Origin of the sequence: Salmonella sp. NW645 (assembly GCF_051703725.1) — a bacterium.
Taxonomy (GTDB): Bacteria; Pseudomonadota; Gammaproteobacteria; order Enterobacterales; family Enterobacteriaceae; genus Salmonella; species Salmonella enterica.
Genome location: NZ_JAMMKR010000002.1, coordinates 653910 through 680212 on the forward strand (window position 1 = coordinate 653910; position 26303 = coordinate 680212).

The 26303-nt window shown below is 54.3% G+C and carries 19 protein-coding genes; 10 read left to right on the plus strand and 9 right to left on the minus strand.

The genetic code is table 11. From position 1 onward, the window contains the following. The first annotated feature begins 88 nt into the window (after positions 1 to 88). From fhuA to fhuB, 4 genes are read left to right on the plus strand one after another with little or no spacing between them, the layout of a single operon-like run. The gene (gene fhuA, locus NA389_RS06905) at positions 89 to 2278 is read left to right on the plus strand and encodes a ferrichrome porin FhuA (protein WP_000113219.1); all 2190 of its coding nucleotides are present in this window, start codon (positions 89 to 91) and stop codon (positions 2276 to 2278) included. Between the two features lie 48 nt (positions 2279 to 2326). Then, positions 2327 to 3124, plus strand: coding sequence for a Fe3+-hydroxamate ABC transporter ATP-binding protein FhuC (gene fhuC / locus NA389_RS06910; RefSeq protein ID WP_001157202.1), 798 nt, complete (start codon positions 2327 to 2329; stop codon positions 3122 to 3124). After that, entirely contained in the window at positions 3124 to 4014 is an 891-nt protein-coding gene (fhuD, locus tag NA389_RS06915; RefSeq protein ID WP_001205358.1) for a Fe(3+)-hydroxamate ABC transporter substrate-binding protein FhuD, read from the plus strand. Before fhuC ends, fhuD begins: the two co-directional genes overlap by 1 nt. A 14-nt stretch (positions 4015 to 4028) precedes the next feature. Then, entirely contained in the window at positions 4029 to 6068 is a 2040-nt protein-coding gene (gene fhuB, locus NA389_RS06920; protein WP_089082205.1) for a Fe(3+)-hydroxamate ABC transporter permease FhuB, read from the plus strand. Between the two features lie 84 nt (positions 6069 to 6152). Here the strand turns inward: fhuB and hemL are convergent, their stop codons facing one another. Further along, on the minus strand, positions 6153 to 7433 hold the full coding sequence (hemL, locus tag NA389_RS06925; protein ID WP_000045251.1) for a glutamate-1-semialdehyde 2,1-aminomutase: 1281 nt from the start codon (positions 7431 to 7433) through the stop codon (positions 6153 to 6155). 169 nt (positions 7434 to 7602) lie between these two features. Here hemL and clcA point away from each other — a divergent pair, with 169 nt between their 5' ends. Both clcA and erpA read left to right on the plus strand, forming a co-directional pair. Further along, the gene (gene clcA, locus NA389_RS06930) at positions 7603 to 9024 is read left to right on the plus strand and encodes a H(+)/Cl(-) exchange transporter ClcA (RefSeq protein ID WP_000845430.1); all 1422 of its coding nucleotides are present in this window, start codon (positions 7603 to 7605) and stop codon (positions 9022 to 9024) included. 81 nt (positions 9025 to 9105) lie between these two features. Next, the gene (gene erpA / locus NA389_RS06935; RefSeq protein ID WP_001278668.1) at positions 9106 to 9450 is read left to right on the plus strand and encodes an iron-sulfur cluster insertion protein ErpA; all 345 of its coding nucleotides are present in this window, start codon (positions 9106 to 9108) and stop codon (positions 9448 to 9450) included. Positions 9451 to 9550: 100 nt separating this feature from the next. Here erpA and NA389_RS06940 read toward each other — a convergent pair whose 3' ends face one another. Genes NA389_RS06940 through mtnN form a run of 3 tightly spaced genes read right to left on the minus strand, consistent with a single transcriptional unit; the run spans position 9551 to position 11702 of the window. Continuing rightward, the gene (locus NA389_RS06940; protein ID WP_000964234.1) at positions 9551 to 10174 is read right to left on the minus strand and encodes a TRIC cation channel family protein; all 624 of its coding nucleotides are present in this window, start codon (positions 10172 to 10174) and stop codon (positions 9551 to 9553) included. A 36-nt stretch (positions 10175 to 10210) separates the two neighbouring features. Further along, on the minus strand, positions 10211 to 11011 hold the full coding sequence (gene btuF / locus NA389_RS06945; protein ID WP_001118843.1) for a vitamin B12 ABC transporter substrate-binding protein BtuF: 801 nt from the start codon (positions 11009 to 11011) through the stop codon (positions 10211 to 10213). Then, on the minus strand, positions 11004 to 11702 hold the full coding sequence (gene mtnN, locus NA389_RS06950) for a 5'-methylthioadenosine/S-adenosylhomocysteine nucleosidase (RefSeq protein WP_000689822.1): 699 nt from the start codon (positions 11700 to 11702) through the stop codon (positions 11004 to 11006). Before mtnN ends, btuF begins: the two co-directional genes overlap by 8 nt. A gap of 84 nt (positions 11703 to 11786) precedes the next feature. Here mtnN and dgt point away from each other — a divergent pair, with 84 nt between their 5' ends. The 3 genes from dgt (at position 11787) to cdaR (ending at position 16170) form a co-directional block, all read left to right on the plus strand. Continuing rightward, a complete protein-coding gene (dgt, locus tag NA389_RS06955) occupies positions 11787 to 13304 on the plus strand; it encodes a dGTPase (RefSeq protein WP_000146450.1) in 1518 nt (505 codons plus the stop codon). A 129-nt stretch (positions 13305 to 13433) separates the two neighbouring features. Beyond that, a complete protein-coding gene (gene degP, locus NA389_RS06960; protein WP_000753958.1) occupies positions 13434 to 14861 on the plus strand; it encodes a serine endoprotease DegP in 1428 nt (475 codons plus the stop codon). 151 nt (positions 14862 to 15012) lie between these two features. Beyond that, positions 15013 to 16170 (plus strand): DNA-binding transcriptional regulator CdaR, encoded by a 1158-nt coding sequence (gene cdaR / locus NA389_RS06965; RefSeq protein WP_000929420.1) that lies wholly within the window; start codon positions 15013 to 15015, stop codon positions 16168 to 16170. A gap of 121 nt (positions 16171 to 16291) precedes the next feature. Here the strand turns inward: cdaR and NA389_RS06970 are convergent, their stop codons facing one another. Together NA389_RS06970 and NA389_RS06975 are read right to left on the minus strand one after the other, a co-directional pair. Beyond that, complete coding sequence (locus tag NA389_RS06970) at positions 16292 to 19261, minus strand: putative mucin/carbohydrate-binding domain-containing protein (protein ID WP_000191150.1); 2970 nt, start codon at positions 19259 to 19261, stop codon at positions 16292 to 16294. A 185-nt stretch (positions 19262 to 19446) separates the two neighbouring features. Next, positions 19447 to 19833 (minus strand): DUF3461 family protein, encoded by a 387-nt coding sequence (locus NA389_RS06975; protein WP_000272193.1) that lies wholly within the window; start codon positions 19831 to 19833, stop codon positions 19447 to 19449. Positions 19834 to 20079: 246 nt separating this feature from the next. Between NA389_RS06975 and NA389_RS06980 the strand changes: the two genes are divergently transcribed. Then, the gene (locus NA389_RS06980; protein ID WP_000017177.1) at positions 20080 to 21381 is read left to right on the plus strand and encodes an MFS transporter; all 1302 of its coding nucleotides are present in this window, start codon (positions 20080 to 20082) and stop codon (positions 21379 to 21381) included. Positions 21382 to 21417: 36 nt separating this feature from the next. Here NA389_RS06980 and dapD read toward each other — a convergent pair whose 3' ends face one another. The 3 genes from dapD to map all read right to left on the minus strand — a co-directional run bounded on the left by dapD (position 21418) and on the right by map (position 25976). Further along, positions 21418 to 22242 carry a 2,3,4,5-tetrahydropyridine-2,6-dicarboxylate N-succinyltransferase gene (gene dapD, locus NA389_RS06985; protein WP_001186676.1) on the minus strand — a complete coding sequence of 275 codons (825 nt, stop codon included), beginning with the start codon at positions 22240 to 22242 and terminating at the stop codon, positions 21418 to 21420. Positions 22243 to 22271: 29 nt separating this feature from the next. Further along, entirely contained in the window at positions 22272 to 24944 is a 2673-nt protein-coding gene (gene glnD / locus NA389_RS06990; RefSeq protein ID WP_001094523.1) for a bifunctional uridylyltransferase/uridylyl-removing protein GlnD, read from the minus strand. A gap of 237 nt (positions 24945 to 25181) precedes the next feature. Further along, complete coding sequence (gene map / locus NA389_RS06995) at positions 25182 to 25976, minus strand: type I methionyl aminopeptidase (RefSeq protein WP_001018214.1); 795 nt, start codon at positions 25974 to 25976, stop codon at positions 25182 to 25184. Positions 25977 to 26303 lie beyond the last annotated feature (327 nt).

Consider the following 26303-nt stretch of genomic DNA (forward strand, 5'->3'; position numbering starts at 1 on the left):
CCATTGCGACGATATTTCGCCTATCATGCTGCGGTTATAATAATAATTATCGTTTACGTTATCATTCACTTTCATCAGAGATATACCAATGGCGCGTCTTAAAACTGCTCAGCCAAACTCCTCACTGCGTAAAATCGCAGTTGTAGTAGCCACAGCGGTTAGCGGCATGTCTGTCTATGCACAGGCGGCGGTTCAACCGAAAGAAGAAACCATTACCGTAACCGCAGCGCCTGCCGCGCAGGAAAGCGCCTGGGGACCGGCTCCGACCATCGCCGCGAAGCGTTCCGCCACTACCACCAAAACTGATACACCTATCGAAAAAACGCCACAGTCGGTTTCGGTGGTCACTAACGAAGAGATGCAGATGCATCAATTCCAGTCAGTAAAAGAAGCGTTGGGTTACACGCCGGGCGTAACGGTAAGCAGCCGCGGCGCTTCCAATACCTATGACTTCGTGATTATCCGTGGCTTCTCTTCCGTCGGCCTGAGCCAGAATAACTATCTGGATGGCCTGAAATTGCAGGGTAACTTCTACAACGATGCGGTTATTGATCCCTACATGCTTGAGCGTGTTGAGTTGATGCGTGGCCCAACGTCCGTTCTCTACGGTAAGAGCAACCCGGGCGGTATCATTTCGATGGTTAGCAAGCGGCCGACTACTGAGCCGCTGAAAGAAATTCAATTCAAAATGGGGACGGACAATTTGTTCCAGACCGGTTTTGATTTTAGTGATTCCCTGGATGACAACGGTGAGTTCTCATATCGTCTGACGGGACTGGCGCGTTCGACAAACGAACAGCAAAAGAGTTCTGAGTCGCAGCGCTATGCGATTGCGCCCTCTTTTACCTGGCGTCCTGATGAGAAAACGAATTTTACGTTCCTTTCTTATTTCCAGAACGAACCAGAGACCGGCTACTACGGCTGGCTGCCGAAAGAGGGAACGGTTGAACCGTTACCGAATGGTAAACGCTTGCCAACAGATTTCAATGAAGGGGCGTCAAACAACACCTATTCTCGTAACGAGAAAATGGTGGGATACAGTTTCGAGCATGGCTTCAACGACACTTTTACCGTGCGCCAGAATTTACGTTTTGTCGAAATGAAAACCGCGCAAAAAAGCGTCTATGGCACGGGGATTGCGGCGGACGGCCATACGCTTAACCGCGGTACTATCGTTGACAACGAGCGTTTACAGAATTTCAGCGTAGATACACAACTGGAAAGTAAATTCGCGACCGGCGATATTGATCATACGTTGCTGACGGGTGTCGATTTCATGCGTATGCGTAATGATATTAACGCGACGTTTGGTAGCGCGCCGTCAATCGATCTCTATAACAATTACCATCCTGAATACTTTGCTTTCGGCGGCGCTGAGCCGTACCAGATGAACGAAAGTAAACAAACAGGCCTCTATGTTCAGGATCAGGCGGAATGGAATAAGTGGGTATTTACTCTCGGCGGCCGCTATGACTGGTCTAAACAAGCGACAACGGTGCGTCAGAATTCCACTACGCCGACAGAAGGATATATTGAACGTAATGACCACCAGTTCACCTGGCGCGGTGGCGTAAACTACGTATTCGATAATGGAATTTCACCTTACTTCAGCTATAGCCAATCTTTCGAGCCAAGCGCCTTCGATTTGTGGAGCACCCCACGCGTTTCTTACAAGCCGTCAAAAGGCGAGCAATATGAAGCAGGGGTGAAATATGTACCGAAAGACATGCCGGTTGTTGTTACGGGTGCCGTTTATCAGCTGACCAAAACCAATAACCTGACCGCCGATCCAACCAACCCATTAGCGCAGGTGCCGGCAGGCGAAATTCGTGCGCGAGGTGTAGAGCTGGAAGCCAAAGCAGCATTGACGGCTAACATCAATATGACGGCGTCTTACACTTATACTGATGCTGAATACACGAAAGACACTAATCTGAAAGGGAATACGCCAGAGCAGGTGCCTGAACACATGGCGTCGTTGTGGGGCGATTACACCTTCAACGACGGTCCGTTGTCAGGTTTAACGCTGGGAACAGGCGGTCGTTTTATTGGTTCCAGTTACGGCGATCCGGCCAATAGCTTCAAGGTAGGCAGCGCAGCGGTGATGGATGCGGTCGTCAAGTACGATCTGGCGCGTTTTGGTATGGCGGGCTCCAGCATTGCGGTTAACGTTAATAATCTGCTCGACCGCGAATACGTCGCCAGCTGCTTCCAGACCTACGGCTGTTTCTGGGGCGCAGAACGTCAGGTCGTTGCAACGGCAACCTTCCGTTTCTAATTTCTTTTTGGGCACGGCTTGCCGTGCCCGTTTTACAAGTTGGCTGCGATGCAGGAAAACCACATTCATTCCGATACCACCTTTGCGCTGCGAAGCGTCGCCTTTCGTGTGCCGGGCCGCACGCTTTTACACCCTCTCTCGTTAACGTTTCCCGCAGGTCGCGTCACCGGACTTATCGGCCATAATGGTTCCGGTAAATCCACGCTGTTAAAAATGCTGGGCCGCCATCAGCCGCCTTCCGAAGGGGATATTCTGCTCGACAATCAGCCGCTGGCGAGCTGGAGCAGCAAGGCGTTTGCCCGCAAAGTTGCCTATCTGCCTCAACAATTGCCGCAGGCGGAAGGAATGACGGTGCGCGAACTGGTAGCGATTGGCCGCTATCCGTGGCACGGCGCGCTGGGGCGCTTTGGCGTCGCGGACCGGGAAAAAGTAGACGAGGCGATTACGCTGGTCGGCTTAAAACTGCTGGCGCATCGTCTGGTAGACAGTCTTTCCGGCGGCGAGCGCCAGCGCGCGTGGATTGCCATGCTGGTCGCGCAGGACAGCCGTTGTCTGCTGCTGGATGAGCCGACGTCAGCGCTGGATATCGCCCATCAGGTTGACGTGCTGGCGCTGGTGCATCGTTTAAGCCAGCAGCGCGGGCTGACGGTGGTTGCGGTGCTGCACGATATCAACATGGCGGCCCGCTACTGTGATTATTTAGTCGCGCTACGCGGCGGTGAAATGATTGCGCAAGGAACGCCTGCGGAACTGATGCGCAGTGACACGCTGGAGCAGATTTACGGTATCCCGATGGGTATCCTTCCGCATCCAGCGGGCGCGGCACCTGTGAGTTTTGTGTATTAATGCGTGATTTATATCCTCTTACTCGCCGCCGTTTATTAACGGCGATGGCGCTCTCGCCGCTGCTGTGGCAAATGAATACGGCGCAGGCTGCCGCTATCGATCCCCGCCGGATTGTGGCGCTGGAGTGGCTGCCGGTTGAGCTGCTGCTGGCGCTCGGTATTACGCCTTATGGCGTGGCGGACGTGCCAAATTATAAGCTGTGGGTTAGCGAACCGCCGTTGCCGGATTCGGTGATTGATGTGGGTCTTCGTACTGAACCCAATCTCGAACTGCTGACAGAGATGAAGCCGTCGTTTATGGTCTGGTCGGCAGGTTACGGACCCTCGCCGGAAAAATTGGCGCGGATCGCGCCGGGGCGCGGGTTCGATTTTAGCGACGGCAAAAAGCCGCTGGCGGTGGCCCGACGCTCGCTGGTTGAACTGGCGCAGACGCTGAATCTGGAAGCTGCGGCAGAAAAACATCTGGCGCAATACGATCGCTTCATCGCCAGCCAGAAGCCGCATTTTATCCGCCGCGGGGGGCGTCCGTTACTGATGACGACGCTTATCGATCCACGGCATATGCTGGTGCTCGGCCCGAATTGCCTGTTCCAGGAGGTGCTGGACGAGTATGGCATTGTCAATGCCTGGCAGGGTGAAACCAACTTTTGGGGCAGTACGGCGGTCAGCATCGATCGGCTGGCGATGTATAAAGAAGCGGATGTGATCTGCTTCGATCACGGGAATAGCACCGATATGAACGCGCTGATGGCAACGCCGCTGTGGCAGGCCATGCCGTTTGTCCGCGCCGGGCGCTTTCACCGGGTGCCCGCCGTTTGGTTCTATGGCGCGACCCTCTCCACGATGCATTTTGTCCGCATCCTGGATAACGTGTTGGGAGGCAAAGCGTGAGCAGAAAACGTGAAATACCGGAGGGCGGCGCGAAAAGCGCCTTATCCGACCTACGGTTCGGGCGCTTTGTAGGCCGGATAAGGCGAAGCCGCCATCCGGCGTTGCTGTTATTGGCGCTGTTTGTTGCCGCTTGCTGGCTAACATGGGGTAACTTCTCCGTTGCGCTACCGCGCAGTCAGTGGCAACAGGCTATCTGGTCACCGGATATCGACATCATTGAGCAGATGATTTTTCATTACAGCCTGTTGCCAAGACTGGCGATTTCGCTGCTGGTGGGCGCGGGGCTTGGGCTGGTAGGCGTCCTGTTCCAGCAAGTATTGCGTAACCCGCTGGCGGAACCGACCACGCTGGGCGTGGCGACCGGCGCGCAATTGGGGATCACGGTGACTACGCTATGGGCGATTCCCGGCGCGCTGGCGACGCAGTTTGCCGCCCTGACGGGAGCCTGTATCGTCGGCGCGCTGGTGTTCGGCGTGGCGTGGGGCAAACGTCTGTCGCCAGTGACCCTGATCCTCGCCGGGCTGGTGGTTAGCCTCTATTGTGGCGCAATCAACCAGTTACTGGTGATTTTCCACCACGATCAGTTGCAAAGCATGTTTTTATGGAGCACCGGAACGCTGACGCAAACCGACTGGAGCGGCGTGCAGCGTCTGTGGCCGCAGTTGCTGGGCGGTGTGATGCTCACGTTATTGTTGTTACGCCCGATGACGCTGATGGGGCTGGATGACGGCGTTGCGCGTAATCTGGGGCTGGCGCTGTCTTTAGCGCGTCTGGCGGCGCTGTCGCTGGCGATTGTGTTGAGCGCGCTGCTGGTCAACGCGGTGGGCATTATCGGTTTTATCGGCCTGTTTGCGCCGCTGCTGGCGAAAATGCTTGGCGCAAGACGTCTGCTGGCGCGCCTGATGCTGGCGCCGCTCATTGGGGCGCTTATTTTGTGGCTATCCGATCAGATTATCCTTTGGCTCACCCGCGTATGGATGGAAGTTTCCACCGGTTCAGTGACGGCGCTAATCGGCGCGCCGCTGCTCCTGTGGCTGCTGCCGCGGCTTAAAAGCATGAGCACGCCGGATATGAACGCCAGCGATCGTGTGGCGGCGGAACGTCGGCATGTCCTCGCTTTTGCCGTTGCCGGTGGCGCGCTCCTGCTACTGGCAACATGGGTCGCGCTCTCTTTTGGTCGCGACGCGCACGGCTGGACGTGGGCGAGCGGAACGCTGCTTGAGGAACTGATGCCGTGGCGCTGGCCGCGGATACTGGCGGCGTTAATGGCGGGCGTCATGCTGGCGGTGGCGGGCTGCATTATTCAGCGTCTGACCGGTAATCCAATGGCCAGTCCGGAAGTGCTGGGGATCAGTTCCGGAGCCGCGTTTGGCGTGGTGTTGATGCTGTTTTTGGTGCCGGGGAATGCCTTCGGTTGGCTACTGCCCGCCGGAAGCCTGGGCGCGGCGGCGACACTGCTGATTATTATGTTAGCCGCCGGACGCGGCGGTTTCTCGCCACAACGGATGTTGCTGGCGGGGATGGCGCTCAGCACCGCGTTTACCATGCTGCTAATGATGCTCCAGGCGAGCGGCGACCCGCGGATGGCGGAAGTGTTGACCTGGATCGCAGGATCTACCTATAACGCCACTGGCGGGCAGGTTACGCGAACCGCGATCGTGATGGTGATTTTGCTGGCAATTGTGCCGTTGTGTCGCCGCTGGTTAACGATTTTGCCACTGGGCGGCGATGCCGCGCGCGCGGTGGGCATGGCGCTTACGCCGTCGCGTATCGCGCTGCTGGCGTTGGCGGCTTGTTTGACGGCAACTGCGACGATGACCATTGGGCCGCTGAGTTTCGTTGGACTGATGGCGCCGCATATTGCGCGGATGCTCGGTTTTCGCCGGACGATGCCGCATATGGTCATCTCGGCGCTGGCAGGGGGCGTTTTACTGGTCTTTGCCGACTGGTGCGGCAGGATGGCGCTATTTCCGTATCAGATCCCGGCGGGACTGCTTTCAAGCTTTATTGGCGCGCCGTACTTTATCTATTTGCTACGTAAACAGAGCCGCTGAGTTTGCCGGATGGCGGCATAAATGCCTTATCCGGCCTACGGCGTAGAATGTAGGCCGGGTAATCGTCACCCGGCAATTCATCCTTTACAATTTCGCAAACACCCGGCGCGCGGCGTCAATAGTACTATTAATGTCGTCCATGCTGTGTGCGACCGACATAAAACCCGCCTCAAACGCCGATGGCGCCAGATACACGCCTTCCTCCAGCATCAGGTGGAAGAAACGCTTAAAGCGTTCAACGTCGCACGCCATCACGTCCTGATAGCAGGTTACGCTCTCAGCGTCGGTGAAGAAAATCCCGAACATGCCGCCGACGTGGTTGACGACCAGCGGAATATTCGCTTCTTCGGCAGCTTCCAGCAAACCTTCCGCCAGACGGGTGGTGAGCTCATCCAGCGTTTCATGAATGCCGGGCTGGGCGACTTCATTCAGGCAGGCGAAACCGGCCGCCATCGCAATCGGGTTGCCGGAAAGGGTGCCCGCCTGGTAAACCGGGCCCGTCGGCGCCAGCGCATCCATTACATCGCGACGACCGCCAAACGCGCCTACCGGCATCCCGCCGCCGATGATTTTACCCAGACAGGTCAGGTCCGGCACGACGCCGTAGTAATCCTGGGCTCCGGCCAGCGCTACGCGAAAACCGGTCATCACTTCGTCGATAATCAGCAGCGCGCCGAACTCATCGCACAAGGCGCGCAGACCTGGCAGGAATTCCGGCAGCGGCGGGACGCAGTTCATATTGCCCGCCACCGGCTCGACGATGATACAGGCGATTTCCTGCGGATATTGTTCAAACGCCGCGCGCACTGACGCCAGATCGTTATAAGTGCAGGTCAGCGTATGTTTCGCGAAATCTGCCGGCACGCCCGGTGAGTTCGGCTGACCGAGCGTCAGCGCGCCAGAACCGGCTTTGACCAGCAGACAGTCTGCGTGGCCGTGGTAGCAGCCTTCGAATTTGATAATCTTATCGCGGCCAGTAAAACCACGCGCCAGGCGAATAGCGCTCATGGTCGCTTCGGTACCGGAGTTCACCATGCGCACCATGTCCATGGTCGGCACCAGGTTGGTGACCAGTTCCGCCATTTTCACTTCCATTTCGGTTGGCGCGCCGAAGCTTAAACCGCGCTCCGCAGCTTCGATCACCGCATTGCGGATAGCCGGGTGGTTATGCCCCAGTACCATTGGCCCCCAGGAACCGACATAGTCGATATACGCTTTGCCATCGACATCGTACAGATACGCGCCGTCCGCTTTTTCGATAAACAGCGGGGTGCCGCCCACGCCAGTGAAGGCGCGAACAGGGGAGTTCACACCGCCGGGGATCAGCTCGCGGGCCGCGCTATAGAGATTTTCAGACTTACTCATGGAAAGATTCCTGGTTCGTAGAAAAAGTGAATACCCGCTATTCTAAGTTATTCAGAGAAGGTTATGAAAGTTTTACGCATTTGAAACAATACGATTTGCAGGGGATTTTCACGGCGTTGGCGAGTAGAATGCCGACTTTAGATTTGTATTACCAATTAATGATCTTCTGATGAAAACAGACACTTCCACCTTTTTAGCTCAGCAAATTGTGCGCTTACGGCGCAGAGATCAGATTCGCCGGTTAATGCAGCGGGATAAAACGCCGCTGGCCATCCTGTTCATGGCGGCCGTTGTCGGCACGCTTACCGGACTGGTTGGCGTCGCCTTTGAAAAGGCGGTTTCCTGGGTACAAAACATGCGCATTGGCGCGCTGGTTCAGGTCGCGGACCATGCGTTTTTGCTTTGGCCGCTGGCCTTTATCCTTTCGGCGTTACTGGCGATGGTCGGCTACTTTTTGGTACGAAAATTTGCGCCGGAAGCCGGCGGCTCGGGTATCCCGGAAATTGAAGGCGCGCTGGAGGAGTTACGTCCGGTGCGCTGGTGGCGCGTGTTGCCGGTGAAGTTTATCGGCGGGATGGGGACGTTGGGCGCAGGAATGGTATTAGGGCGCGAAGGGCCAACGGTACAAATCGGGGGCAACCTGGGGCGCATGGTGCTGGATGTTTTTCGTATGCGCAGCGCCGAAGCGCGGCATACGTTGCTGGCGACCGGCGCGGCGGCGGGGCTCTCTGCGGCGTTTAACGCGCCGCTGGCAGGTATCCTGTTTATTATTGAAGAGATGCGCCCGCAGTTTCGCTACAACCTGATTTCGATTAAAGCGGTGTTTACCGGCGTCATCATGTCGAGCATTGTGTTCCGCATATTTAACGGCGAAGCGCCGATTATTGAAGTCGGCAAACTGTCTGATGCGCCGGTTAACACGCTGTGGTTATACCTTATCCTCGGTATTATTTTTGGCTGCGTCGGGCCGGTATTTAATTCGTTGGTGCTGCGTACCCAGGATATGTTTCAGCGCTTTCATGGCGGCGAAATTAAAAAATGGGTGCTTATGGGCGGCGCGATCGGCGGCCTGTGCGGTATTCTGGGGTTGATTGAGCCGGAAGCGGCAGGCGGCGGATTTAACCTTATTCCTATCGCCGCGGCAGGTAATTTTAGCGTCGGGCTACTGCTGTTCATCTTTATTACCCGGGTGGTCACGACGCTGCTTTGCTTTTCTTCCGGCGCGCCGGGGGGCATTTTCGCCCCGATGCTGGCGCTGGGAACGCTGCTTGGTACGGCCTTCGGTATGGCGGCGGCAGTGCTTTTTCCGCAGTATCACCTGGAGGCCGGTACCTTTGCGATTGCCGGGATGGGGGCGCTGATGGCGGCGTCGGTGCGCGCCCCGCTGACGGGGATTGTGCTGGTGCTGGAGATGACCGATAACTACCAGCTCATTTTGCCAATGATTATCACCTGTCTTGGCGCGACACTATTAGCCCAGTTTTTGGGCGGGAAACCGTTATACTCAACCATCCTGGCGCGCACTCTGGCGAAGCAGGATGCGGAACAGGCGGCGAAAAACCAGAATGCGCCTGCGGGCGAGAATACTTGAACGAATTACCAGGGTATTAGATAATGACTGCCAATATTGGGTGAAAATTTATCCAATTACCGATGTCGTTTGGAGCAAAATATGAGTGATGACGTAGCGCTGCCGCTGCAGTTTACCGACGCAGCAGCGAATAAAGTAAAAAGTCTTATCGCTGACGAAGATAATCCGAATCTGAAACTGCGCGTGTATATCACCGGCGGTGGTTGCAGCGGCTTCCAGTATGGTTTTACCTTTGACGATCAGGTGAACGAAGGGGATATGACCATCGAAAAACAGGGCGTTGGCCTGGTGGTTGACCCGATGAGTTTGCAGTATCTGGTGGGTGGTTCGGTGGATTATACCGAAGGTCTGGAAGGTTCCCGCTTCATTGTAACCAACCCGAATGCGAAAAGTACCTGCGGGTGTGGCTCTTCCTTCAGCATTTGATTGCTGTTCGTTGTGCCGGATGGCGACGCGAGCGTCTTATCCGGCCTACAACATCTTTCCTGTAGGCCCGATAAGCGTAGCGCCATCGGGCAAAACAATATCAACGTCCGTTTTCATCCAGTGCAAACGTCGGCAATTTCAAATGCCAGCGAATGGCCGCCAGCCGAATGAACAGCGTGACGACCATACCCATCATGCTGGCGCTTTCCAGCGGTACTGAAAACGTATAAAACGCGGTGGCGTGAACAATCCCGCCGATAATACAGGCCGTGGCATAGATTTCGGTGCGTAGGATCATGGGAATCTCGCGTGCCAGAACATCGCGAATAATCCCGCCGCCGACGCCGGTAATCACGCCCATACAGACTGCCACTAATGGCCCCGTTTCAGCGAGGAAGGCTTTATTCACCCCAATGCCGACAAACACCGCCAGCCCGACCGCATCCAGTACCGGCAACATCCATTTCGGCAGACGTCTTGGCTGGCGAACCAGCAGGATGGTCAGCATACTGGTGACCATGGCGACGACCAAATCGGTAGGATCTTTAACCCAGAATACCGGGCCGTTATCCAGCGCCATATCGCGGATTGTCCCGCCGCCGACGGCAGTAACGACGCCGAGCACCAGGACGCCGAACGGGTCCATACGTAATTTCCCGGCCAGCAACACGCCAGAGATAGCAAATACAGCCGTGCCTACAATATCCAGCCAATAGACGAGCATTGTCGAATCCCCACTGGGAGCCTGGTAAGACAGGCTCTAATTCACCTGTGAAAGCGCATTACAGAGTTGTTTTGCGGCGAGGATAATACGCGGGCTTGCGCGTTCAAACCAGTCGCTGTTAAGCGGAATAACCGGAATTTTTAGCAGGTTTCCCCAGTATTGTTCAATTTTGAGAATTTCGCCCGCTTTTCCGGCCACGATAATAGCCTGGGGATGCCTTGCCAGCACCTGCTCACGGCTGACTTGCGGCCACGGCACGCGGCTGTCAGCAAAGACGTTTTCTCCGCCGCAGGTCGTCAAAACCTGATGTTGAATAGACCCTTTACCACTGGTAAACAGAGGATTCATGCCAAACTGAAGAAAGACGCGCTTTTTAGCTTTACCGGCATACTCGGCGTTGAGCGCGGCGTACTCGTTTAGCAATGTCTGCGCTGCCTGCTGAGCCTTTTCCGGCTGCGGGCTCCAGGCGGCCAGTTGACGGAGCGTGTCGGCGATCTGTTCGATGGTTACCGCGTCCACCCACATGACCTTAATACCTAATGACGTCAGTTGGTTTACCTGGCGTTCCGCATTACCGCCGCGCCAGGCGACGACCAGATCCGGCTTCAGCGCCACAATGCGTTCCAGATTCATTCCCTGCCAGGTAGAGACCTGTTCTATTTTTTGCGCTTCGGGCGGGTAGTCGGAATAGCTGCTGACGCCAACGGGCGTAATCCCGGCGGCAAAAGCGAGCTCCGTATTGGCGGGAGAGAGGGTAATGACGCGCGGCGCAGCGTAAAGCCACACCGGGAGCGTAAGCAGCAGGGCGACCAGCGCCCTGAACATTTGCTTAGCCATGCGCCAGTTTCTGTACCAGCGTCTCGACCATCAGAGTCGACTGTTTCGCCGCCACCGCGAGGAATTCGTCAAAGCTGAGGTGCGATTGCTGATCGGCCACGTCAGAAATAGCGCGTACCACCACGAACGGCACGTTGAAGTTATAGCAGACGTGTGCGATAGCGGTGGCTTCCATCTCTACGGCGACCGCGTCGGGGAAGTTATGCCGAATTTTTGCCAGCCCGACGGAGCCGTTAATAAACGCGTCGCCGCTAACAATAAGGCCGCGTACCGCGTTCAGATTCAGCTCTCTGATGCAGGATTCCGCGGCGGCGATCAGTTTATCATCGGCCTTAAATCCGGCCGGACAGCCCGGTAATTGCCCGTATTCATAGCCGAAAGCGGTCACATCAGCGTCGTGGTAACGCGCTTCGTCAGAGACGACGATATCGCCGACCTTCAGCGTGGACGCCAGACCGCCTGCGGAACCGGTATTGATGATCACGTCCGGTTTGCAGTGCTCCAGAAGCAACGTTGCGCCCAGCGCCGCCGCGACTTTACCGATACCAGATTTCAGCAACGCCACTTCGGTGCCGTTCAACTGGCCGGTGTAAATTTCGCAGCCGCCCAGAGTAATCGTCTGACGGTTGTCAATTTTGTCACGCAGCAGCGTAACTTCTTCTTCCATTGCGCCAATGATGCCGATTTTCATAGATTTACTCGCGATAAGTCAGTTTTGAGGGCATAGTTTATCATGCGCTTATGGGGAAGCGCATTTCTCAGGCGGGGAGAGGATATGGCATCGATCGATTTCCGAAATAAAATTAACTGGCATCGTCGTTATCGTTCACCGCAGGGCGTAAAGACGGAACATGAGATCCTGCGGATTTTTGAAAGCGATCGCGGGCGGATTATCAACTCTCCGGCTATACGCCGTTTGCAGCAAAAAACGCAGGTTTTCCCGCTGGAGCGCAATGCCGCGGTGCGTACTCGCCTGACGCATTCGATGGAGGTGCAGCAGGTAGGGCGTTATATCGCGAAAGAGATTTTAAGCCGCCTGAAAGAGCAAAACCGACTGGAGGAGTACGGTCTGGATGCGCTGACCGGTCCCTTTGAAAGTATTGTGGAAATGGCCTGCCTGATGCACGACATCGGTAATCCGCCGTTCGGTCATTTTGGCGAGGCGGCGATCAATGACTGGTTTCGTCAGCGGCTGCATCCGGAAGATGCGGAAAGTCAGCCGCTCACGCATGATCGCTGTGTGGTTTCCTCGCTACGGTTACAGGAAGGCGAAGAAAATCTGAACGATATTCGCCGCAAGGTACGTCAGGATATCTGCCATTTTGAAGGCAATGCACAGGGAATTCGTCTGGTACATACGCTCATGCGGATGAATCTTACCTGGGCGCAGGTTGGCGGAATTTTAAAATATACCCGTCCGGCATGGTGGCGAGGGCCGGTGCCGGATTCCCATCGCTATTTAATGAAGAAACCGGGCTATTATCTTTCTGAAGAGAAGTATATTGCGAGGTTACGTAAAGAACTGCAGTTAGCGCCTTACAGTCGCTTTCCATTAACGTGGATTATGGAAGCCGCAGATGATATTTCTTATTGTGTTGCCGATCTTGAAGACGCGGTAGAGAAAAGAATCTTTAGCGTTGAGCAGCTTTACCACCATTTATATCACGCGTGGGGCCACCATGAGAAGGATTCGCTGTTTGAGCTGGTGGTAGGAAATGCGTGGGAAAAATCACGCGCCAATACATTAAGCCGCAGTACCGAAGATCAGTTTTTTATGTATTTACGGGTAAATACATTAAATAAACTGGTGCCCTATGCCGCTCAGCGTTTTATTGATAATTTGCCGCAGATTTTTGCCGGTACCTTCAATCAGGCGTTGCTGGAAGATGCCAGCGGTTTTAGCCGCCTGCTTGAACTCTATAAGAATGTGGCGGTTGAACATGTGTTTAGCCATCCGGATGTAGAACAGCTTGAACTACAGGGATACCGGGTGATCAGCGGGTTATTAGATATCTATCAGCCGCTATTAAGTTTGTCGCTTAACGACTTTCGCGAGCTGGTGGAAAAAGAACGGTTGAAACGCTTCCCCATAGAATCGCGCTTATTTCAGAAACTTTCTACGCGCCATCGTTTGGCCTACGTGGAAGTCGTCAGTAAATTACCTACGGATTCGGCGGAGTACCCGGTACTGGAATATTATTATCGCTGTCGGTTGATTCAGGATTATATCAGCGGGATGACTGACCTTTACGCATGGGATGAATATCGGCGTTTGATGGCGGTCGAACAGTAAATGGACTTTTGTAAAGATGGACAATAAATTTTTACTTTTTCCAGAAACTTTGTTCCGGAACTTCGCGTTATAAAATGAATCTGACGTACACAGCAATTTTGCGTTACCTGTTAATCGAGATTGAAACACATGAAAAAAACCACATTAGCAATGAGTGCACTGGCTCTGAGTTTAGGTTTGGCATTGTCGCCTCTGTCTGCCACGGCGGCTGAAACGTCCTCTTCAGCAATGACTGCCCAGCAGATGCCAAGCCTGGCACCGATGCTCGAAAAAGTGATGCCATCGGTGGTCAGTATTAATGTAGAAGGTAGCACCACGGTGAATACGCCGCGTATGCCGCGTAATTTCCAGCAGTTCTTTGGCGATGACTCCCCGTTCTGCCAGGACGGTTCTCCGTTCCAGAATTCTCCGTTCTGCCAGGGCGGCGGTAACGGCGGCAACGGCGGTCAACAACAGAAATTCATGGCGCTGGGCTCCGGCGTAATTATTGACGCCGCAAAGGGCTACGTCGTTACCAACAACCACGTGGTTGATAACGCCAGCGTGATTAAAGTACAGCTTAGCGATGGACGTAAATTCGATGCTAAAGTGGTGGGCAAAGATCCACGTTCTGATATCGCGCTGATTCAAATTCAGAATCCGAAGAACCTGACGGCGATTAAGCTGGCGGACTCCGACGCGCTGCGCGTGGGGGATTATACCGTCGCTATTGGTAACCCGTTTGGTCTGGGCGAAACGGTGACGTCAGGTATCGTTTCGGCGCTGGGGCGTAGCGGCCTGAACGTAGAAAATTACGAGAACTTTATTCAGACCGACGCCGCGATTAACCGCGGTAACTCCGGCGGCGCGCTGGTGAACCTGAACGGTGAGCTGATCGGTATTAACACCGCGATTCTGGCGCCGGACGGCGGCAACATCGGTATCGGCTTCGCTATCCCCAGTAACATGGTGAAAAACCTGACGTCGCAGATGGTGGAATACGGCCAGGTGAAACGCGGCGAACTGGGGATCATGGGGACTGAGCTGAATTCCGAATTGGCGAAAGCGATGAAAGTCGACGCCCAGCGTGGCGCGTTCGTCAGCCAGGTGATGCCGAATTCGTCCGCGGCGAAAGCGGGTATCAAAGCCGGGGATGTCATTACCTCGCTGAACGGTAAACCGATCAGCAGCTTTGCGGCGCTGCGCGCTCAGGTCGGCACTATGCCGGTCGGCAGCAAAATCAGCCTCGGTCTGCTGCGTGAAGGTAAAGCGATTACGGTTAATCTGGAACTGCAGCAGAGCAGCCAGAGTCAGGTTGATTCCAGCACCATCTTCAGCGGGATTGAAGGCGCTGAAATGAGCAATAAAGGCCAGGATAAAGGCGTTGTGGTGAGCAGCGTGAAAGCGAATTCACCCGCCGCGCAAATTGGCCTCAAAAAAGGCGATGTCATTATCGGCGCTAACCAGCAGCCGGTGAAAAATATCGCCGAGCTGCGTAAAATTCTCGACAGCAAGCCGTCGGTGCTGGCGCTGAATATTCAGCGTGGTGATAGTTCTATTTATTTGCTGATGCAGTAATCACCTTTGTCCCCTTCCGCCATGGAAGGGGGCAACACTTTTCTGTGAAACCCCCCACAACTCCATACTTATTTGCACCGTTTTGTGCATTTGCACAATGTCGAGACTTGTCATCTTCCTTATGCTTGTGCTCTGCTCACAGGAGGGATTTATGGCTGGCTGGCATCTTGATACCAAAATGGCGCAGGATATCGTGGCGCGCACTATGCGCATCATCGATACCAATATCAACGTAATGGATGCCCGCGGGCGTATTATCGGCAGCGGCGATCGGGAACGTATTGGTGAATTGCACGAAGGCGCGCTGTTAGTGCTGTCGCAGGGCCGGGTTGTGGATATCGACGACGCCGTGGCGCGACACCTGCACGGGGTACGTCAGGGGATTAATCTTCCCTTACGCCTTGAGGGCGAAATTGTCGGCGTGATCGGTCTCACCGGCGAACCAGAGCATCTGCGTAAATATGGCGAACTGGTGTGTATGACTGCCGAAATGATGCTGGAGCAGTCGCGGTTAATGCACCTTTTGGCGCAGGATAGCCGTTTGCGCGAAGAGCTGGTGATGAACCTGATTCAGGCCGAAGAAAATACGCCGGCGCTGGTGGAATGGGCGCAGCGTTTGGGGATCGATTTGAACCAGCCACGTGTGGCGGCGGTGGTGGAAGTCGATAGCGGCCAGCTTGGCGTCGATAGCGCAATGGCGGAACTTCAGCAGTTGCAGAATGCGCTTACCACGCCGGAGCGTAACAACCTGATAGCCATTGTGTCTCTCACCGAGATGGTGGTGCTCAAACCCGCTTTAAACTCGTTTGGTCGTTGGGATGCTGAAGATCATCGTAAGCGCGTAGAGCAGCTTATCTCGCGAATGAAAGAGAATGGTCAGCTACGTTTTCGCGTGGCGCTGGGCAATTACTTTACCGGGCCGGGCAGTATTGCACGCTCATACCGCACGGCGCGCACCACGATGATGGTCGGCAAACAGCGGATGCCAGAAAGCCGCAGCTATTTTTATCAGGATTTGATGCTGCCGGTTCTGTTAGATAGCCTGCGTGGCGGCTGGCAGGCCAATGAGCTGGCGCGCCCGCTGGTAAAACTCAAAGCGATGGATAACAACGGATTATTACGTCGGACGCTGACGGCGTGGTTTCGCCATAATGTCCAGCCGCTGGCGACCTCTAAGGCGCTGTTTATTCATCGTAACACGCTGGAATATCGGCTAAATCGTATTTCGGAACTGACCGGGCTGGATTTGGGAAATTTTGACGATCGGCTGTTGCTGTATGTGGCGCTACAACTGGATGAACAGCGTTAAGTCCGGCGGCGCTTCGCTGACCAGACCAGGGGACTTGGGCGAAGTAGTAGGCCGGATTAGGCAAAACCGCCATTCGACAACGTAATCTCACAGCGCCCGAAGACGCTGTGATGGGGTGGGGTTAATTCGTGGTCAGGCGCTGCAATCCCCGCGCCGTGACCTGCCAGATCACGTGTTGCGGCTGCGGCCAGCTTTCGCCATTGAGCGGGTTGCGGATAACCGACTGGTCTGCGCCCTCGGCATGAAAGACCTCAATCGTATAATCCTCATCCAGCCCGCAGACGTCAGTATAGCCGCCAAGCTGCACCGAACCTTTTATCGACTGACGGTAAACCACCGTACCGCGCGTATTATAAATCGTCACTGCCGCATATTCCGTTGCGAAGTCGCTATGCGGCGCAATTGGGTATGCGGTAAAGATAAATTGTTGCGCACGGATGTCTATTTCCATACTGGCAAAACCATTTTCTTCCTTGCCAATAAGCTGCCAGCTGAATTTATCGCCATATAATGCGGCAGCATCGGAGGTATTTTTCTCTTCCGTTTGTTCCGGTGAGTCGACCTCCAGCCCATCGCTCACCACGCGCCAGCGGTTGTGTTTTTTCAGCGTGACGTTTTGCCCGGTCGTTTCATTGATGGCGCTGCAACGGTAAGGTTCGTCATGGAAGAGCTCAATGTACATTCCCGCTTGCAAAACAACCGTATCGCTATCGGCTGGATAGTGGGTGATGCCATCATAATGACGGCTATAGATAACCTCGCCGGACTCCTCCTTCACCGTGAGCGTGCTGTATGTCGCGGTATAGTAAGGATGAGGCTGATCGGCCTGTGTTTCTATTGTCATGCGCTGTTGCCGATTATCGTAAGCAAGCTGGCAAAACGTTCTGTCGCCTTGTCCGCGTAACTGCAACGTCACGCCTTTACCGATGCCTTCGCCCGGCTCGCTGTTATCCGCCGGCAGCACATCAACGCTGTCGCGCATTAACGCGCTACGGGTCGGCTCTTCAATGTGGGAGAGCATCAGCCAGAGATCGTTTTTGCAAGCGGCATAAGGTTGCGCCATTAATAAAGGGCAGGCGCGGATAGCATCTGCGCGATGGCTGAACATAGCCTGGAGATCTGCGACAGGATCGTTGTTGAGCGAAAAATGATAAAGCCCTTCGCTATCAAGACGCAGTAACTGATATTTCGTCGACGAGACCAATGTCAGATAGCCCGGCGAGGCTTTCAGGCGGCCAGGCTCGGCATGATAAAGATAAAGGTGGTAGTGGTCGCTAAACGGCACCACAATTTTTCCGGTGGCGCAGTTTGTTCCGTTCATCTTACGTTCAAAAACCTTTTCGCCGCTGGCGGTTAACACCGTTATGCTGGCGTATAACGTATTCGCGAAGTAGCTGTGCGGCGTGGCGTTCGTGATATCCAGAACTAATTGTCTGGCCTCATGATCCACGGCTAAACGGGCGAAGGGCATGTCACCGTAGCCGAGGAAAATCAACTGCTCGTTATGCGCGGCGCTGTCCTGCAAGGCGGTGAAATTAACGGTAAGTGCGTTTTCCCCTTCGCGGATAACCACATAGTCCGTGTCCGGGCGGTATTTCTGCGATCGCCCTTTGGGCAGGGTGAGATGGTAAATGCCAATGGGCAGGGGAGTTAACGTGAGCGTACTGTCGTTGACGGGCAATGTATATGTGCTGCCGGCGTTGTCGTGTAGCGTTAAGACGCGTCCATAAAGTTGCTCCGGCTGATCGATATTCAGCGTTAGCGTGAGCGTTCCCGTTTTGTTCAGCGCCGCCAGCTCGGCGTTTTCAACCAGCCAGACAAAAGAGTCCAGCCCTAACTGTTGGCGCGCGCTTTCCCATTCGCGCTCCGGCAGCAGATCGTAAAGCGGCCAGACGGGTTTTACCGCCTGTGCGGCGATCTGCTCGCGGGTGAACGCATCGACCGGTAAGCCGCACAGCTGAATAAACGGCGCGACGTCATAACCTGAGGCTGTGGCGATGGCGTCCGCCAGCAGATCGGTCAGGCGATGCTCGCAGGGCAAAAAGTTTTCGTCAGCACCCAGCTCGCGGTAGTTCTGGTTAAACACCCGGAAGGCTTCTGTTCCGCCTTTAAATAACATCAGCATCAGAAATTGCAGGCGGGGGCGGACGCCCCAGGCGCTAACCGGCGTGCGATTCCGCAGATAGGTAATGAATTGCAATTCCTGCTCAGACTGCCGTCCGTAATTGTAGAGCCAGCCGTCGGTATAAAGATGGTTCCCCTGGTTCAGATTAAGCTGCTGGAAAAACGCGGCGTAAATGTTGTTCCACACCTCACCGACTGGCAGGTCGACGTCATTCATAAAGACGCCCTGATAGCCGTGACCGATTTCATGCAGAATCGTCCACTGCGTGGCGACATTATCGATCCACCCCTGGCTTAATGTTGCAGCCGTTTGCGCGCACCACCAGGGGAGATAATAAGCCGCGCCGACGCCGTGTTTATCCGCTTTAATAAAATAGCGGTTAGCGACATTTTGATTAAGCGGCGAAGCAGGGCTATCGCTGAGACCAGTCCAGTCATTATAGGCGTCGATCACTCGCGTATAGTACGCATCCAGCGCGGTGATACCGGCGTTGATGACATTAGCGCGATCCGCCCAGGGCAGCAGAAAACGCACGCGGTCCAGTTCCAGCAGGGCAAAAGGCGACGCCTGTTCTTCCCAGGTCTGGAAAAAAGCGTCTTCGGATTGCCCCTTACGCCAGTGTGGCAAATTTTTATTGCTGGTTGGCTGTCGGTAGATCACCGAAAACTCGCCGCCCTGCGCAAAAAAGAGGGTATCAATAAAGGGAACGGAATCGACCGTTGTGCTGATCGTTTGCCAGTTGCCGTTCAGCGTAAGCGATTTCTCACACGCTGAGTCATTGCACAGCAGACGGAGTCTGGCGTTACCGGCGTTGTTATTTGGCTGGCGGATTTGCAGCTGCGTATTCGCTGGCAGAATAAATCCCAGCACCTGGCGGTCGTGCTCGCGCCCCTTTTCAAATTTGATGTTATCCAGTCCGGGGGCCGCAGGCAGCGAATAACATGTTAGCGTGATTTCCTGAGTCATATAACCTCCATAAATAGGGAGGATGAACATAGCTTTTTATTTTTATTAATAAATACAGCAGGATAACGAAATGATATGTATTGAGCCGCTGTGAGGCATAGTGATGAAAAATGGTGGTAGCCGTGAGGTGGATGAGAGGGAGCAGCAGAGTGAGAGGGGCCCGAAATGAAGCCCCGGCAGCTTTTTTATTTGCGGGTAAGCTTGTCCAGATCGGCTTCGATTTCACTGATCTTATTCGCGACGACGCTTTCCAGGTGGCGCAAGTCGTCGAGGATCTTACGTTTGAGATCGAGTTCTGAGCGGTCGCGCTGGCAGATTTGGTCCAGCTCGTCAATCACATAGCGTAGGTTAGGGCTAATCTCCTGTACTTCTTTATAACCCTGACCGATGCCATCGGCCACCACCGTTTTACGCTGGCGTGGATACTTAAACTTCACGCTTTTAGCAAAGAATTCACCTCTATCCTTTTGAAAATAGATTTTCAGGATATCGTTATTGGCTTCTTGCCGCAGGCTGTAACGATCGATTTCCTCAGGATTGGTAATGCCCAGACTTTTTAGATTGTCATACATAGCGGTATCCTTCATCACACTATAACTTTTGAATAATTAACGAAAAGTTGGTTTTTCGCCACCAATGGATACAAAAAAAGCGCGGTTGATCGCAGAAGACGTCTCGGCAACGTCATGAGTAAAAGGGCGGTGGTTATTGATAGTTTAAGTAATTCAACGCGATATTCCGTTTATAGAGAAAGCGTTTGAGGTCAGTGTGGAAAATTGACCGGAGGTAGTGGTCGATAACCTTGAGAGGCGGAGTCTATGTCCGGAACGTATAATGCTACTATTCGCCGGGTGGTGATTTCCGCCTGGATAGGAAACTCCATTGAATATTATGATTTTCTATTATACGGCCTGGCAAGCGCGCTGGTATTTGGCCCGCTTTTTTTCCCTGGCGCCAGCCCATTGACTGCAACGTTATCTTCTTTTGCCAGTTTCGGCGTGGGATTTATTTCCCGGCCGCTGGGCGCGCTATTTTTTGGCAACAGGGGAGATACGCTTGGGCGTAAAAACACGTTATTAATCACGTTAGGGGGGATGGGCGCGGTCACGTTTCTCATCGGTTGCCTGCCTTCTTACGCCAGTATTGGCGCGCTGGCGCCTGCCTTACTGGTTATTCTGCGTTTTCTGCAGGGATTTATGGTTGGAGGCGAATGGGGAGGCGCCATGTTAATGGTCGTGGAATATGCTGCTGGAAAGCACCGGGGGCGGTTAAGCGCGCTATCGCAAACAGGAGGACTCACGGGACAATTATTGGCGACAGGCGCATTTATAGTCGTGACCCAATTACCGAAGGAGGCGTTGTTATTGTGGGGATGGCGTATTCCTTTTCTGCTCAGTGCGCTTTTGGTGCTGCCTGGATTATATATGCGTCATCGTCTGGATGAGACGCCTGTCTTCCGTGCGTTTAAAAAGCAGCAGGCCATTAATCATAGGCAGCAAAAAGAAGAAAGGCCGGTGGTCAAAGTGGTACGAGAGCAATGGCGCAGCATTTTGCTGATTATAATTCTACGTTTTGCGGAAAGCGTTCCCTTTTTTCTTGCCACCGTCTTCGCGGTTTCCTGGGCGACGACGCAGCTTGGGATTGCCAGCCTGACTATTCTGTACATTGTAATGTTCACCTGTCTGCTGGCGTATCCCATGCACGTGCTATTTGGCATCATGTCGGATCGGCGTGGCTGCCGTCAGGTGTATATTTTCGGCGCGCTTTTTGTCGCGGCAATGGCTTTTCCCTTTTTCTGGCTGCTGGAAAGCCGTTCGCTCATACTGATGACAATGGGCTACGTTCTGCTTATTAACATTGGTCATAATTCACTGAATGCCGTGCAACCTTCTTTTTTCGCCGGACTGTTTCATCCGCCTGTACGCTACAGCGGTTCATCAATTGGCGCTCAGTTGGGGGCGGTTGTGGCAGGGGGATTCACGCCGTTTATCGCTAAAGCGTTAAGCGCAGTCTATGATAACAGTTGGACTTTGGTTGCCGGTTATGTCGTTTTGACTGCGTTGGCTTCGGCATTTGCGGCAAAGATTGCGCCGGAAACCGTGTTACCGCATTCGCCGTAATGCAAAGGGGGGCTGTCGCCCCCGCTTTTCACTCGCTTAATCAATAGTGCGCAGTAATTCGTTAATGCCCACTTTGCCACGCGTTTTGGCGTCGACTTTTTTCACGATCACCGCGCAGTACAAACTGTACTTACCGTCTTTTGACGGCAGGTTGCCGGAAACGACCACGGAGCCCGCCGGTACGCGGCCATAGTGAACTTCACCGGTTTCGCGATCGTAGATTTTGGTGCTCTGGCCGAGGTATACCCCCATGGAAATGACGGAACCTTCTTCGACAATGACGCCTTCCACGACTTCAGAACGCGCGCCAATAAAGCAGTTGTCTTCAATGATGGTCGGGTTAGCCTGCAGCGGCTCCAGTACGCCGCCGATACCCACGCCGCCGGAAAGGTGAACATTTTTACCAATCTGCGCGCAGGAACCCACCGTCGCCCAGGTATCAACCATGGTGCCTTCGTCAACGTAGGCGCCGATGTTAACGTAAGACGGCATCAGCACGGTGTTGCGGGCGATAAATGCGCCCTGACGAACGGCTGCAGGCGGAACGACGCGGAAGCCTTCTTTCTGAAAACGCGCTTCGTCGTAATCAGCGAATTTCATCGGGACTTTATCGAAGTAGCGGCTTTCCGCACCGTCGATAACCTGGTTATCGTTAATACGGAAAGAGAGCAGAACCGCTTTCTTCAACCACTGGTGAGTGACCCACTGACCGTCGATTTTTTCTGCGACACGCAGCGCGCCGGAATCAAGTAGAGAAATGACCTGGTTTACCGCCTCTCGGGTCACGGTATCTACATTAACCGGCGTAATATCGGCGCGGCGCTCAAAAGCGGTCTCAATAACGTTCTGTAACTGCTGCATTGTTAAACTCTTTCATATAAATAAACACACTACCCTTTATCGTTTGGATTGAGGGCCGCTGTCAACCGTTGTTGCACCTCAAGTTGCAGCACATTATTAAGTGCGCGCCGATCCGCTGTGGCGATTATGAATAAATCTTCTACTCGTTCACCAATGGTTGTAATTCGGGCGCCATGAAGCGAAATTCCCAGATCGGCAAAAATTTGTCCGACCCTGGCCAGCAGACCAGGTTGATCGAGCGCGATCAATTCCATGAATGATTTTCTGTCGGTATGGGTGGGCAAAAAATTGACTTCCGTTTCGACCGTAAAGTGCCGTAACTTTGCCGGTTGCCGACGCGGCTGCGGCGGCTGCCAGCTACGCTGCGTAATGGTCTGTTCAAGACCGGTGCGAATAACGTCATGGCGATCCGCCGCCAGCGGGCTGCCGTCTGGTTCCAGAACGATAAACGTATCCATTGCCATGCCGTCGCGAGTGGTAAAGATCTGCGCGTCATGGACGCTTAAATTACGCCTGTCCAGCTCGGCGCAGACGGCGGCAAACAGATAGGGTCTGTCCGGACTCCAGATAAAAATTTCGGTTCCGCCGCGCGTGGCTTGCGGACTGAGCAACACTAACGGTTGGCTCAGATCGTGCTGCAATAAATGGCGTGCGTGCCAGGCGAGCTGATTTGGACTATGACGAACAAAATAGTTAGCGCGACAGCGGGTCCAGATTTTGTGCAGCGCGGCTTCATCAATATTGTCCATTCGCAGCAGCGCCAGCGCCTGAAGCTGATGGTGACGCACGCGCTCACGCATATCCGGCGTATTTTGCATTCCACGTCTGAGCTGTTTTTCAGTGGCGAAGTACAGCTCGCGCAGCAGGCTCTGTTTCCAGCTATTCCACAAGGTTTCGTTGGTCGCGCAGATGTCCGCGACGGTCAGGCAGACCAGAAAACGCAGCCGTGTTTCGGTTTGCACCTCTTCGGCAAACTGCTTGATGACTTCCGGATCCTGGATGTCGCGGCGCTGGGCGGTGACTGACATCAGCAGGTGTTGGCGCACCAGCCAGGCGACCAGTTGCGTTTCGCGTGAGTTCAAACCGTGCAGTTCGGCGAAGGTGAGTACATCCTGCGCGCCCAGTACCGAATGGTCGCCGCCGCGTCCTTTCGCAATATCGTGGAACAGCGCGGCGATCAGGATCAGTTCCGGATGGGGAAGCCGCGGCCAGAGATCGACGCATAGCGGATGGCGCTGGCGCGTCTCTTCTTTCGCGAAGCTCTCCAGTTTGAGCATTACGCGGATGGTGTGTTCATCCACCGTGTATGCGTGGAACAGGTCAAACTGCATTTGTCCGACGATGTGCGACCACTGCGGCATATAAGCCCACAGTACGCTGTGGCGATGCATAGGCAGCAGGCCGCGGCTGACCGCGCCGGGATGGCGCAGCATACTAAGAAACAGAGTGCGCGCCTCCGGGATGTAACACAGCGGTTGGCTCAGGTGGCGGCGGGCGTGGCGCAAGTGGCGTAACGTCGTAGAGTAGATGCCGGTGATCGCGCTATTGCGCACCATCATATAAAACATGCGCAGGATCGCTTGCGGTTCGCGGATAAACAGCGTGTCGTCACGCAGATCAATGAGCGTGCCGCGCAGTTGAAACTCATCGTCAACAGGACGTGGTTTTTCATCCGCAGGCAGCGCCAGAATCGCCTCGTCAAATAGCTGAAGCAGCATCTGATTAAGTTCGCTCACCCGGCGCGTAACCCGGAAGTAGTCTTTCATCATCCGCTCAACCGGATCATTGCCCTCGCCGCTGTAGTTAAGGCGTTGAGCGACGCTTAACTGGCGGTCGAACAGCAGGCGGTTATCGTAGCGGCTGACCACCAGATGTAGCGCAAAGCGAATGCGCCACAGGATATGCAGGCACTCGTTGAGTTCCGCGCGCTCTGCGGGGGTTAAAAAGCCGAATCCCACCATCTCATCGAGCGAGGTAGCGCCGAAGTGACGTCGGGCGACCCACTGCAATGTATGGATATCGCGCAGGCCGCCGGGGCTGCTTTTAATATCCGGCTCCAGATTATAGCTGGTACCGTGATAGCGCTGGTGGCGCTGGTTCTGCTCTTCTACTTTGGCGGCGTAAAATTTGTCGGACGGCCAAAAACCTTCGCTGAAAATATGTTTTTGCAGTGCCAGAAACAGAGCAACATCACCGATCAGCAGGCGCGTTTCGATGAGGTTTGTCGCAACGGTTAAATCAGACAGACCTTCCAGCAGACACTCTTCCAGCGTACGTACGCTATGCCCGACATCCAGCTTGACGTCCCATAATAAAGTCAGCAGCTCGCCGACCTTTTGTGCCTGTTCATCGGGCAGCTTTTTGCGGCTTAAAATGAGCAGATCAATATCGGAAAGCGGATGCAGTTCGCCGCGTCCATAGCCGCCGACGGCGACCAGCGCCAGATCGGCAATCTGACCGAAACCGGCCTCAATCCACAGGCGTTGCAACAACTGGTCGATAAATTCGGTTCGGGCTTCAATAAGCTGTTCAGCACAAATGCCGCTGTCAAATGCCTCGCCCAGCCAGTGTTGAAAGATGTCGATGCGGGCTTTGATACCGGCGACGGTCAGTTCAGCGCGCGGCCAGACGCCAGGGTTTTGCGGCTGGTCAGGGAGGGTGGGGAGTGCGGTATTCGCGTGCTGTTCAGGAAGAGTATTCATATGCGCCACCCATTAAAAAGCCGGATAATGGCGTGAACGCCTTATCCGGCCTACGTATTTACTCTTCATCCTTCAAGTTGCTTCTACGTTGGCTGCGCTCGTTCACTCCAGTCACGTACTTATGTACGCTCCTGAAGATTCACTCTCTTGCCGCCTTGAGGCAACTCGAATGATTTTGAGTAAAGGTGTAATTTGTAGGCCTGATAAGATGCGAAGGCATCGCCATCAGGCAAAACATTATTCGTCGTGTGTGATGATCGCCGGGATGGTGTCATCTTTACGCAGCGTCAGAATTTCACAGCCGTTTTCCGTTACCACAATAGTATGCTCGTACTGAGCAGACAAGCTGCGGTCTTTGGTTTTTACCGTCCAGCCGTCTTTCATGGTGCGGATACGGTAATCCCCGGCGTTCAGCATCGGTTCAATGGTAAAGGTCATGCCAGGCTGCAACACGACGCCGCCATCGTCTGCATCATAATGCAGCACCTGCGGTTCTTCATGGAAGCCGCGACCAATACCGTGTCCGCAGTATTCACGTACCACGGAGAAACCTTCGCCTTCGGCATATTTCTGGATGGCGGCGCCAATGGTGCGCAGGCGGATGCCCGGTTTCACCATTTTGATGCCCAGATACAGGCTCTCTTGCGTGACGCGGCACAGACGCTCGCCCAGAATGGTCGGTTTGCCGACGATAAACATCTTCGAGGTATCGCCGTGGAATTCATCTTTAATCACGGTCACGTCGATGTTGACGATATCACCATCTTTCAGATGTTTAGCGTCATCCGGAATGCCGTGGCACACCACTTCATTAATAGAGATACAGACGGATTTCGGATAGCCGTGGTAGCCGAGGCAGGCGGAGATCGCGTGTTGTTCGTTAACGATGTAATCGTTACAGATACGGTCCAGTTCGCCGGTGGTGACGCCCGGTTTGATATACGGTTCGATCATTTCCAGCACTTCGGCTGCCAGACGGCCCGCGACGCGCATTTTTTCGATGTCTTCAGATGTCTTGATTGAGATAGCCATGAATTCTGTCCATCAGTGCCGATGATTTCGGCAATAATTGTGTAAGTGCTGACAATGGTATCAGTCAGGGGTGTACCCTGCCAAATTGAGAATCATTCTGAACTTCGCCTTTCGTGCCACAAGTGCGTTGGCGACATTTTTTCACCCCAGTCACTTACTGGCCGTAAGCTCCAGGGGATGCAAAAATTTGCCGCCTGCTTGTAACACGAAATTCATCGTTCAATTCAGCACTGAGTGCCAACAATTATTGGTGTCGGTGGCGTATTTGTGGTATAAAGCGCGCCGGACTTCCGATCCATTCGAAGACTACACACGATGGACGGGAGC

Excerpts from the sequence above, each read along its gene's own strand:
- fhuA (WP_000113219.1), top strand. The coding sequence starts at position 89 with ATGGCGCGTCTTAAAACTGCTCAGCCAAACTCCTCACTGCGTAAAATC.
- fhuC (WP_001157202.1), top strand. The coding sequence starts at position 2,327 with ATGCAGGAAAACCACATTCATTCCGATACCACCTTTGCGCTGCGAAGC.
- fhuD (WP_001205358.1), top strand. The coding sequence starts at position 3,124 with ATGCGTGATTTATATCCTCTTACTCGCCGCCGTTTATTAACGGCGATG.
- hemL (WP_000045251.1), bottom strand. The coding sequence starts at position 7,433 with ATGAGTAAGTCTGAAAATCTCTATAGCGCGGCCCGCGAGCTGATCCCC.
- clcA (WP_000845430.1), top strand. The coding sequence starts at position 7,603 with ATGAAAACAGACACTTCCACCTTTTTAGCTCAGCAAATTGTGCGCTTA.
- erpA (WP_001278668.1), top strand. The coding sequence starts at position 9,106 with ATGAGTGATGACGTAGCGCTGCCGCTGCAGTTTACCGACGCAGCAGCG.
- NA389_RS06940 (WP_000964234.1), bottom strand. The coding sequence starts at position 10,174 with ATGCTCGTCTATTGGCTGGATATTGTAGGCACGGCTGTATTTGCTATC.
- btuF (WP_001118843.1), bottom strand. The coding sequence starts at position 11,011 with ATGGCTAAGCAAATGTTCAGGGCGCTGGTCGCCCTGCTGCTTACGCTC.
- mtnN (WP_000689822.1), bottom strand. The coding sequence starts at position 11,702 with ATGAAAATCGGCATCATTGGCGCAATGGAAGAAGAAGTTACGCTGCTG.
- dgt (WP_000146450.1), top strand. The coding sequence starts at position 11,787 with ATGGCATCGATCGATTTCCGAAATAAAATTAACTGGCATCGTCGTTAT.
- degP (WP_000753958.1), top strand. The coding sequence starts at position 13,434 with ATGAAAAAAACCACATTAGCAATGAGTGCACTGGCTCTGAGTTTAGGT.
- cdaR (WP_000929420.1), top strand. The coding sequence starts at position 15,013 with ATGGCTGGCTGGCATCTTGATACCAAAATGGCGCAGGATATCGTGGCG.
- NA389_RS06970 (WP_000191150.1), bottom strand. The coding sequence starts at position 19,261 with ATGACTCAGGAAATCACGCTAACATGTTATTCGCTGCCTGCGGCCCCC.
- NA389_RS06975 (WP_000272193.1), bottom strand. The coding sequence starts at position 19,833 with ATGTATGACAATCTAAAAAGTCTGGGCATTACCAATCCTGAGGAAATC.
- NA389_RS06980 (WP_000017177.1), top strand. The coding sequence starts at position 20,080 with ATGTCCGGAACGTATAATGCTACTATTCGCCGGGTGGTGATTTCCGCC.
- dapD (WP_001186676.1), bottom strand. The coding sequence starts at position 22,242 with ATGCAGCAGTTACAGAACGTTATTGAGACCGCTTTTGAGCGCCGCGCC.
- glnD (WP_001094523.1), bottom strand. The coding sequence starts at position 24,944 with ATGAATACTCTTCCTGAACAGCACGCGAATACCGCACTCCCCACCCTC.
- map (WP_001018214.1), bottom strand. The coding sequence starts at position 25,976 with ATGGCTATCTCAATCAAGACATCTGAAGACATCGAAAAAATGCGCGTC.